This window comes from bacterium (assembly GCA_024224155.1).
GTDB lineage: Bacteria > Acidobacteriota > Thermoanaerobaculia > Multivoradales > JAHEKO01 > CALZIK01.
This window is the reverse complement of sequence record JAAENP010000464.1, coordinates 23,988-33,914: the sequence shown is the minus strand read 5'-3', so window position 1 is coordinate 33,914 and position 9,927 is coordinate 23,988. Positions and strand designations below refer to the sequence as shown.

The following is a 9,927-nucleotide window of genomic DNA, read 5'->3' as shown; positions in this document are numbered from 1 at the left end:
TTGAATAGGCCCTTTGCCCTCGACACCGAATACCGGGCGGGTTGGGTCGGCCGCTACCACGCTCTTCGATCGGAGATCGGCTCGGTCAACCTCACCGCGACGGTTGGATATCGGTTCAGCGACCACCTTTCGGTCGGTTTCGGTGCAAACCTGTCGAGGCTCGACGTCGAGCTCTCGCGGGCGATTGACCTTGGCAGCATGTGCTTCGCGCTCGAGCTCGCCGGCGATCTTCTGTTCGGGGACTGTGACGCTCGGGGTCTGGAGCCGCAGCACAGTGATGGGACCGTCGGCTTCGACGCCGACAGCACCGCGGTCGGGTTCAATCTCGGGCTGCTCTGGCAGCCGGTCGAGAGGCTTCGGATCGGTCTTGCCTACCGTTCGAAGATCGCGCACGAGCTGGGCGGCAGGTACAGCGTGAGCGCCTTGGATCCCCGGGCCACCGCCTTCGCCGCGGGCGCGGCGGGTGTCGTCGACTCAGCAGCACGCGGAAGCCTGGATTTGCCGGATTTCGAGTCGTTCAGCATCTTCTGGCGGCCGGTGAAGCGCTGGGAGCTCGTCGGCGACTGGACCCGTACCGGCTGGAGCTCGCTGGATGAGCTTCGGATTCGTCTCGACAGTAGCGTGCCCGACGAGGTGACCACGGTCGAGGCGAGGGACAGCGTCGGGGCTTCGGTCGGGTCGATCTTCGCCGCGACCGAGCGCTGGAGACTCCGCTTCGGCTTCGCGGCCGAGGAGACGGCCGGCTCGGGTGCGCGGCGCCAATCGGCACGATTCCCCGACGCGCCACGGCAATGGTACGCGCTGGGGTTCGACTTCGCCGTCTCCGAGAGACTGGACCTGAGCCTGGGCTATGCGATCGTCGACGCCGATGAGAGCGGCATTGAGAAGCTCGCCTTTCCGCGCTCAGAAGACTTTCTCCGAGGCAGTCTTCGCGGAACCTACGGCCTGGGGGCGGACGTGCTGAGCCTTCAGGTCCGCCTCAGACCCCGGTAGCTCGCGACGCCTCTCAGGCCTCTATTGCTCAAAGAGAAAACGGCGCCGCCCCTTCGGGACGGCGCCGCGCTGAACCGCGAAGCAGAAGGAAGGAGCCTAGATCTTCAGCTTCAGGTTGATTCCGAACATGTGGGCTTCGTAGTCGGCGTCGTTCGGTGCCAAGAGAATCGACTGTGGCAGGTAGGGAACGATACCTTGGAGAATGAAGCTGTCGATGGTGTAGTCCTCGAAGTAGAAGAACACGCCGAAGCTGGCGTTCTCGGTGATCTCGTAGCCCGCTTTCACCCACAGGCTGGTCAGCTCGATGTCCTCGTAGTTGTCGATGTCGACCACTGTCCGGCCACCAGAGGGCGTAGTGAAGTCCCCTGCGCCATCGGAGTCCGAGATATTGAGCACCGCATCCCAGCTCCAACCATTGTCGTTCTTGGAGTTGAGACCAAAGCCCCAGGTCGTGGTGTCCTCGTCGAGGAGCACGCTCCAGTTGTCCAGGGGATTGGTCGAGAGCGTTGCGCCGGACTGCCGCGATCTCTGGAAAACCTCGCGGTCGGCCATGTTGCCGAAGACGTAGCAGTTGAGATGGGCGCCCGGAGCGTATCCGAACTCGAAGTTGTAGCTCATGATCTCGTCCGACTGAAGGCCGAACTCGCTGTTGGGATAATCCTCTTCGCGGGCCGACAATCCGAAGCTCAGATTCCAGGAGTCCCTGGGAAACAGCTGCACGGAGAAGTCATAGTCGTCGACATCCCGCTCGGCCTCGTCGAACTTGCGCAGACCGGGCTGCTGGTTGATTCCCTCGGGATGGACGAAGAACACCTCCTGGGCCTCGACGTCGTACTCGCCGGTCGTCCGATCGCCGGTCGCCCAGCTGGCCCGCACCGAGACCTTGCTGTTGGGGCGGCTATCGACCGTTAGTTTGATGGTGTCCTCGTCTGAGGTGTGGATCTCGCGGAAGGTGCGATCCCAGCTCTCCATGAAGTAGCCGAGGGTCAGGTGGGTGGAATTGGTGGCGTCCCAACCGAGCTCCGCGCCCAGATTGTCCTTGGTCCAGTCGTAGGGCACGGTGATCAGGGCCGGCGGCTCCCAAACGGCATCGAGCCTGACGTACCCGGGGAAGGTGACTCGCGGCGACGAGTTGTCGTAATCATACGTTCGATACCGTAGCGTCAGGCTGAAATCGTCGCCGAGCTCGGTCCCCGCGTTGGCGGAAACGTTCATGGTTTCGACTTCGGTGTCGGCCGCATTGACCGGCAGGCCGGAGCTCGCCGCGTTGAAGGTGCGCCCCGTGCTCTCGTCGGTGCCCACAATGGCGGTGTTGATTGTGAAGGGCAGCAGCGACTCATTCTGGGTCATGGTGTTCATGGTCAGGCTGCCGTTGAACCACCAGCCGCCCGCTCTCGCGCGGCCGTCGAAGAAGAGCAGGTTGGCTTCGTTGTCCGGCGCCAGGCTGGCGAGACCGCGAGAGGGACCCGCGTCGGTCGTGTTGGGGCCGAGGTAGGCGATGGGGTTGGTACTGTCGGTCGCTCGCCAGGGGTTGTCCCAGAGCACCGAGTCGAGGGTGTTCTTGAACTGGGAGTTGCGATAGCCGAAGCGCGCACCGCCCTTCTTGCCGTTGAATTCGCCGGAGAACTCGACATCGGTGGTGTTGTAGTTGATCGGCTCGGGGATCTCTTGAACGTTGTTGAAGCCGAACGCGGCACCCATCGGACGGCTGCCGTCACGGTTCTCGTGCTTGTACTCGAAGCCCCAGGCGAACTTGCCTAGATTGCCGAAATCGAAGCGGGCTCGCGTGCGGTCGCGCTGGAGACCGAGGTCGGTCCGATTGGCGACGTCCACGAACGGTCGGATCAAGGGCTCGAGAAAGCCGAAGTTGACCGAGCCCCCGCCGGCCCGCTGGGCAATCACCGCCTCCTGCAACGCCAGCTGGGTCGAGTCGGCCAGCTCAAACCGATTGACCGCCGTCTGGTTCCAGAGCAGGGTGGCGTCGTTGCCGAAGAGATGCGGGATCTTGTTGTAGTCGAGGTTGACCTTGTAGCTACCGGCGACGCCGTAGTCGACGTTGTAGCGGGCGTGGTCACGCCCGATGGCGCTCATCCGGATCGCGAGCGTTCGGTCGCCGTCCTCGCTCTCGCCGTAGGCTTTGAGATTCGCGTACAGCCCGCTCTGGAGATCGCGATACTCCTGAAACTTCGAAGAGTTGGTGTCTTGATCCTTCTCGAGCACCCAGAAGTCGAGTGGCTCGACCCAGAGGCGGAAACCGTCGTCGTCACCCGCCGTCGCAACTCCCGCGCCTGTGGCGAAGAGCAGCAAAGACGCAACGACGATCGTCAGAGCCTGTCGCATGTTGTCTCTGATCATCATGTCTCCCTTCTACCGGTACAGCGCCCAGCCGGACGGATGGTTGCTACCGTGAATCGCGTTGTGGCAGTTGAGGCACGAGCGGCTGAAGTCCCGGTTGCTGGGTCGCGTGCCATCCGCGAGTGTCTGCGCGTCGTAGATCGTGCCGGGGTGTCGGGTGTTGGCGTGGCACTGCTGGCAGTTGTAGGGCACCGAAGTCTTCTGCAGCTTCAAGTGGTTCGAGCCGTGCGGCGTGTGGCAGTTGGAGCAGCTTTCGCGCACCGGAGCGTGGTCCCAGAGGAACGGTCCGCGCTTCTCGGCGTGGCACGAGTAGCACTGGTCGTTGACGGACGCCGCATTGACCATCTTGTCGGACTGCGCGCCATGGGGGTTGTGGCAATCGTTGCAGCCGATCTGGCCCTCGCGGATCGGATGATGCGAGCGCTTCCAGGTCTCGGCTCGCACGTCCTTGTGGCAGCTGAAGCACTGTTCCGTGGTCGAGCTGGTCTTCAGCTGTGCGGTCTCCGACTTGAAGTCGTGGATCCCGTGGCAGTCGGTGCAGGAGAGCCCACGAGTGTCATGGGCGCTGCCCTGCCAGAAGAACTGACTGCCGCCATCGTGGCAGGTCTGGCACATGGCCGACTGCTTGGCTTTGCTCAGATCCGAGACTCTGGGTTGGTAAGCCTCGGGGTCCTCGACGTGGAGGCTCCCCGGGCCATGACACGACTCGCAGCCGTGCTCCGAGAGCTTGGCGAAACCCGCCTTACCGTGCTGTGTTTGAGCGAGGTCGTCCTCGTAGGTGTCGTGGCATTCGACGCACATGTCACCACCCACGTAGCTCGCGGCCATCTCGGGTTCGGTTTCTGGCGCGCCGAACGCGGTGCCGGCTCCGAGAGAGAGCAGCAATACCAACCCCGCACCCATTGCCAGTCTTCGTCTAGCTGTCATACGGCACTCCTTTTCTGACGTTCTTCGTACGTTCCGGTCGTGAAAGATCTTGCCAATTTCTCGGTGACTTAAAGACTAGGAGTCTTCGCCTCATAACGCTGTGAAGCGACTCACAGAGCCGGCGGGGGGGAAGGAGCCCACCCGAAGGGGTAGCTCGAAACGGCGTGAAAGGAAGGCGCGAGGGGCGCTCGAGTTCAAGGCCGAGACTCCAGCTCGATTCCTCTCGAAACCACCGGCGCCGCTTCTTCGTCTGGTTGTCGTGCTTGATGCCTCAGTAGACCAGACTTGGCGGCTTTCGGCAACTAGATTTTTCCTTTTCTCATGCAGAGTTGCATCGCCCCGGGAGTGGCTCGCAATGCACGAGCGGGGGTGCGCTTTGCACCCACTGCTCGAGAGCGGTGCCGGACGAGCCGGCGCTGCGAGCAGGAGGGGGCGGCGCCCTCCTTTCAGAGAACGCCGCCCAGATGAGGAGCCGAGAGGAGCCTAGAAGACCAGCTTGACGAAGGCTTGAGCGACGTTGGCGTCGAAGCTGCCGTACCAGGCATCGAGGAAGAGGAACCGCGTGGCATCGTCGACCGTCAGGAAGTTCGCTCCGTAGGCCTGGAGCTGATCGACCTGAAAATCGTCCAAGTCCCAGTCCTCGAGCGCCGCCACCCTGCTCAAGAACGGCCCTTTGGATCGGACAGACGCTGACATGGGCCAGGAGGCACTCGAAGGTCTTGGCGTTCGGGGGATAGACTCGGTCGTCGTCAAGACGCTCTCGGTCCGGCTAGACCTGGCCATGAATAGAAAGAGGCCCTCGGACGTATCCTAGGCGTGAACAGCGCGACGGCATTGACCTCGGTACCTCTCATGTCAACAGGCGAGCGTGATCTGGTAGGCCGTGCTCAACAGGGTGACGACCGCGCGCGGGCGGAGCTCGCCCGGCGGCATCGCAAGGCGGCGTATGTTCTGGCGCTTCAACTGACCGGCAATCGTGAGGACGCTTTCGATGTCTCTCAAGAGGCCATGCTGAGGCTGTTCGGCAACCTCGGGCGGCTCGACCGCTCTCGGAGCGTTCGCCCCTGGTTGTACACGGTTGTGCGCAACCAGGTCCGCGATCTATGGCGCAGGCGGAAGGTGCGCAGGAGCGAGCCTCTCGCAGTCGAGGTGGGCCCCGAGGCCGGACATCAGGTCGTCGATCGCGCGGATGGGCCCGAGCGCAACGCGGTGACCAATGAGATCCGAGAGCGCCTTTGGCTGGCGCTCTCGACGCTGCCCGAGAAACATCGGGAGATTCTGGTGTTGCGCGACTACCAGGACCTGTCGTACGAAGACCTCGCGGCGGTTCTGGGGATTCCCCTGGGCACGGTGATGTCGCGCTTGCACGCGGCCCGCAAGAAGTTGCGGGCCGCCTACCTCGAAAAGGGAGGAACCGCGAGTGCCTGAATCAAGGGAAACACGCGCAGCTTCTCCACAGTGCCGGCGGCCGTTCGATGAGTCGATGCTGACCGGATACCTGGATCAGGTTCTGACCCAGGAGGACGAGCAGCGGGTTCGAGTGCACCTGGAAGACTGCGGCGCTTGCCGCACATTGGTGGAGGAACTGGCGACCATGAGGAGAGCAGCCATGACCAGCGAGTTCAAGGTACCTTCCGACGATCAATGGAGCGAAAAGCCGAAAGACGCGGCCAGTGGTCTCGCCTTCGGAGTGGGGTGGCTGCTGCTGGTGATCTGGGCGGTGGGTCTGGCTGGTTTCGCGCTTGGCGAAGCCTGGCAGAGCACGCAGAGCCTTCTCGAGAAGCTGGCGATTTTCGGCGGCGTTTCCGGAGTCGCGCTGCTGTTTCTTTCGGTCGTGCTCGACCGGCTCCGAAGCAGGCAAACCGATCGCTACCGGAGGGTGAAGAAATGATTGTGACGACCACGGCAACGATTCAGGGGAAGAAGATCGTTCGAACGCTCGGCCTGGTCCGGGGCAACACCATCCGCGCCCGGCACCTGGGCAAGGACGTCATGGCCGGCCTGCGCAACATCGTCGGCGGTGAGATCAGCGAGTACACCAAGCTCTTCGCGGAGGCGCGCGAGCAGGCGCTGGATCGCATGGTGGCGGAGGCGCGCGAGCAGGGGGCGAACGCCATTGTCGAGGTTCGCTTCTCGACCTCGATGGTGATGACCATGGCCGCGGAGCTGCTGGTTTTCGGCACCGCGGTCGTGGTCGAAGACGCCGGCTTGGACGAATAGCCGGACGCGCCCACCCGGCCGGTGGGCCGACGGCCACCCTCCGCAAGGGTGTGGTGGTGCCGGTCCCAAAGAGTCAGAATGACTTCGGGTGCGAGCCACCCGGAGGAGAAGCATGTCTACGATCATCGAGCCCTTTCGCATCAAGACGGTGGAGCCCATTCGCATGACGACCCGGGCCGAGCGCGAGCACTTTCTCAAGGCGGCCGGCTACAACTTGTTCAAGGTGCCGGCGGCAGCCATTCTCATCGACCTGCTGACCGACAGCGGCACCGGCGCGATGAGCGCGGAGCAGTGGTCCGCGATGATGCGCGGTGACGAGTCCTATGCAGGCAGCGAGAGCTGGGGTCGCTTTGAACGGGCGGTCCTAGACATATATGGCTTCAAACACGTCATCCCCACGCATCAGGGCCGCGCGGCGGAGCGTATCCTGGCGACCACGCTCTGTCGGTCCGGTCAGGTGGTTCCCAACAACACCCATTTCGACACGACCCGAGCCAATATCGAGGCTACCGGTTGCCGCGCTCTGGATCTGCCTTGCGCCGAGTCGCACGATCTCGCGGCGGTACATCCCTTCAAAGGCAATATCGACCTTGAAGGGCTGGAGAGGGTTCTCGAAGAGAACGCCGGCGCCGTGCCCTTTGCCATGGTCACGATCACCAACAACGGGGGCGGTGGGCAACCGGTCTCGATGGCCAACATCGAGGCGGCTTCGGTGATCTGTCGTGCGCGCGGTGTGCCTTTCTACCTCGACGCCTGCCGGTTCGCCGAGAACGCCTACTTCATCCAGCGCCGAGAGCCGGGCTACCAGGACAAGTCTCTGATCGATATCGCTCGAGAGATGTTCTCGCACGCCGACGGCTGCACGATGAGCGCGAAGAAGGACGGCATGGCCAATATCGGCGGCTTCCTGTGCACCAACGACGACGAAGTGTCGGTGGAGGAGGAGGAGCTGCTCATCTTGACCGAGGGCTTCCCGACCTACGGAGGACTGGCCGGCCGAGACCTGGAGGCCATCGCAGTCGGCCTCTACGAGGCCCTCGATCCCGCCTACCAACGCTACCGTCACGCCTCGACCAAGTATCTCGGCGATCACCTCGCCGAGGCGGGTGTGCCGATCGTTCAACCTCCCGGCGGTCACGCCATCTACGTCAACGCGGCCGCCTCGTTGCCCCACATTCCGAGGTCGGAGTTCCCGGGGCAGGCCTTCGCCGTAGCTCTGTACCTGGCGGGGGGCATCCGCTCGGTTGAGATCGGCTCGGTGATGCTCGGGCGGCGAGACCCCGCGACCGGAGGGGAAATCCCGGCCGAGCACGAGCTCGTGCGCCTGGCGATCCCGCGACGCGTTTACACCAAGAGCCACATCGACTATGTCGTCGAGGTCGTCGTCGAGATGTTCTCGGAGCGAGAGTCAATTCGGGGCTTCCGAATCGTCGACCAGCCGCCGGCGCTGCGCCACTTCTCGGCGTCGTTCGCGCCGGTCGGCGCCCCGGTGTTAGCCGAGTGAGCCAGGATCCGATCGCCGAGTTCGCGGCTCTCTTCGAACGCGCCAAGCATTTGGAAGAGGGAGACGCAACCGCATGCGCCCTTGCCAGCGCCAACGATCAGGGGTTGCCCTCGGTACGCATGGTGCTGCTCAAGGAATTCGGCGAGACGGGATTCGTTTTCTACACCAATTACCGCAGCCGCAAGGCACTCGAGCTCGACTCGAATCCTCACGCCGCACTCTGTTTCTACTGGTACTCGATCGGTCAGCAGGTGAGAATCGAGGGCAACGTCAAGCGCGTGACCGAGGAGGAATCGGACGCCTACTTCGCGAGTCGTGGCCGGCAGAGCCGGATCGGTGCGTGGGCCTCGAAACAGAGCCAGCCTCTCGAGTCTCGCGCCCGGTTGCTGCGCCGGGTGGCCAAGCTCGAGGCTCGCTATGCTCTGGGGCCGGTGCCTCGGCCGCCGTTTTGGGGCGGTTTTCGAGTCATTCCGGAGCGCATCGAGTTCTGGTCGAACGAGCTCTATCGTCTGCACGACCGGCGCCTGTTCACCCGGCGGGACGATGGCTGGGTGATGGAGCGGCTCTATCCGTAAGGAGGGGCGGTCGACCGCTACGGCCGCTCTCGGTTACAGGCCGTTCGTGTGCGCCTCGGAGGGAGCCTCTCTTCGCTCCCGGAGAGGCGGCACCGGCGGCCAACAGACGGTTGAGACGGAGCTCGACCGCTACAGGGAAACAAGGCTTCGAAAACCAGTCGGGAGGGGACCAGAAGCTCTTCGCCGGCGAGAAGCCTTCCCGCCGCATGGGCATCGAAACCGCCATACCTTCGGGGAAGTTCTGGATGCCGATGCCGAAAGCGAGCACCACGGCACTTGCAACGGTGGCCGACTCGAGGCCGTGCGCCGCTGCGCCAAACGCGACGCCGACCGCGAGTCCCTCGGGGATGTTGTGCAAGGTGATGGCGAGAACCAGCAGAGTCGTGCGCTCGAGCTTGGTTGGAATACCCTCGGCTTCTTCGATCGGAGCCTTGAGATGCAGATGGGGCGTGATGAAGTCGGCCAGTCTCAGGAATACGGCGCCAAGAGAAAAGCCGACCGCGGCAGGTAGCCAACTCAGCTTCTCCAGATTTGCGGACATCTCGATGGCCGGCGAGAGCAGAGACCAGAAGCTGGCGGCGATCATGACACCGCCGGTAAAGCCGAGCATGATGTCGAGCAGCCGCTTGTTTTCGCGACGGAGGAAGAAGACCAATGACGCGCCGGCCGCGGTCAAGCCCCAGGTAAAGAGCGTTCCGAGCAGGGCCTGGTGTACCGGACCGAGCTTGGTGAATCGTGTCCAAGAATCGCTGAGCATGGGATTGAGCTGGCAAGCCGGACGATGGTTCAGCCTAGGAATCGTCCTCCTCGAGTAGCAATACCCAAACGGGTGGGCGTTGGTGGTGGCGGGCGGCGGTGGACTGCGGCACTTGCGCTTGAATGACTCTCGGGTATGATCCTCGAGTCATGCGGCGCGTGAACTTCCTTACCGCACTCTTGATGGGAGCTTTGATTCTCTTCTCTCCAGCAGGGCAGGCGTGTGTCGAGTTTGCGCGAATGACAGAAGGCTGCCGGGTGGCGGGCATGATGGAGATGGCGTCCCAGCACGAGGCCATGGGTCGCGCTGTGGGCCCAGCGGCCCCGGCGGCTGCGAAGGACGCTTGCCGCGGCGACGGCTCGCCCGCGGCCGATTGCTGCGTGGTTGGGACGACGAGCGATCAGGTCGAAGGACTTGCCACCGATACCTCGAAGGTCTTGGTCTCGCTGGCCGCCGTTGATCTGCGATCGGCAATCGAGCCCGCTCTTCTCGACCGCGATGCGGCGCGGGAACACGGCCCGCCGGTGCCCTGCAAGAACCGCTACACGCTGTTCTCGTCTTATCTACTCTGATTCTCCTCTGAGAGGCCCCGTGTT

11 protein-coding genes are annotated in these 9,927 nt (G+C 63.4%); 7 read left to right on the top strand and 4 right to left on the bottom strand.

Annotated features, from left to right (window positions below; genetic code table 11):
* Positions 1-993 (top strand): hypothetical protein (locus GY769_22500; GenBank protein ID MCP4204689.1); only part of this gene is annotated, 993 nt, incomplete at its 5' end.
* A 96-nt stretch (positions 994-1,089) separates the two neighbouring features.
* Here the strand turns inward: GY769_22500 and GY769_22495 are convergent.
* From GY769_22495 to GY769_22485, 3 genes are all read right to left on the bottom strand, one after another.
* A complete protein-coding gene (locus tag GY769_22495) occupies positions 1,090-3,351 on the bottom strand; it encodes an MtrB/PioB family decaheme-associated outer membrane protein (GenBank protein MCP4204688.1) in 2,262 nt (753 codons plus the stop codon).
* 9 nt (positions 3,352-3,360) lie between these two features.
* Positions 3,361-4,275 carry a DmsE family decaheme c-type cytochrome gene (locus GY769_22490; GenBank protein ID MCP4204687.1) on the bottom strand — a complete coding sequence of 305 codons (915 nt, stop codon included), beginning with the start codon at positions 4,273-4,275 and terminating at the stop codon, positions 3,361-3,363.
* Between the two features lie 483 nt (positions 4,276-4,758).
* Positions 4,759-4,971, bottom strand: coding sequence for a hypothetical protein (locus GY769_22485; GenBank protein MCP4204686.1), 213 nt, complete (start codon positions 4,969-4,971; stop codon positions 4,759-4,761).
* A 156-nt stretch (positions 4,972-5,127) separates the two neighbouring features.
* Here GY769_22485 and GY769_22480 point away from each other — a divergent pair, with 156 nt between their 5' ends.
* From GY769_22480 to pdxH, 5 genes are all read left to right on the top strand, one after another.
* Positions 5,128-5,703, top strand: coding sequence for a sigma-70 family RNA polymerase sigma factor (locus tag GY769_22480; GenBank protein MCP4204685.1), 576 nt, complete (start codon positions 5,128-5,130; stop codon positions 5,701-5,703).
* A 55-nt stretch (positions 5,704-5,758) separates the two neighbouring features.
* A complete protein-coding gene (locus tag GY769_22475; GenBank protein MCP4204684.1) occupies positions 5,759-6,166 on the top strand; it encodes a hypothetical protein in 408 nt (135 codons plus the stop codon).
* Positions 6,163-6,495, top strand: a complete 333-nt coding sequence (locus tag GY769_22470; GenBank protein ID MCP4204683.1) for a YbjQ family protein — start codon at positions 6,163-6,165, stop codon at positions 6,493-6,495. The genes GY769_22475 and GY769_22470 overlap by 4 nt, the downstream gene beginning before the upstream one ends.
* A gap of 112 nt (positions 6,496-6,607) precedes the next feature.
* Positions 6,608-7,999 (top strand): tryptophanase, encoded by a 1,392-nt coding sequence (locus GY769_22465; GenBank protein MCP4204682.1) that lies wholly within the window; start codon positions 6,608-6,610, stop codon positions 7,997-7,999.
* Entirely contained in the window at positions 7,996-8,574 is a 579-nt protein-coding gene (pdxH, locus tag GY769_22460) for a pyridoxamine 5'-phosphate oxidase (GenBank protein ID MCP4204681.1), read from the top strand. Before GY769_22465 ends, pdxH begins: the two co-directional genes overlap by 4 nt.
* Here pdxH and GY769_22455 read toward each other — a convergent pair.
* A complete protein-coding gene (locus tag GY769_22455; GenBank protein MCP4204680.1) occupies positions 8,528-9,331 on the bottom strand; it encodes a ZIP family metal transporter in 804 nt (267 codons plus the stop codon). The two genes, pdxH and GY769_22455, sit on opposite strands and share 47 nt — an antisense overlap.
* 149 nt (positions 9,332-9,480) lie before the next feature.
* Between GY769_22455 and GY769_22450 the strand changes: the two genes are divergently transcribed.
* Positions 9,481-9,903 carry a hypothetical protein gene (locus GY769_22450; GenBank protein MCP4204679.1) on the top strand — a complete coding sequence of 141 codons (423 nt, stop codon included), beginning with the start codon at positions 9,481-9,483 and terminating at the stop codon, positions 9,901-9,903.
* The last annotated feature ends 24 nt before the right edge of the window (positions 9,904-9,927 follow it).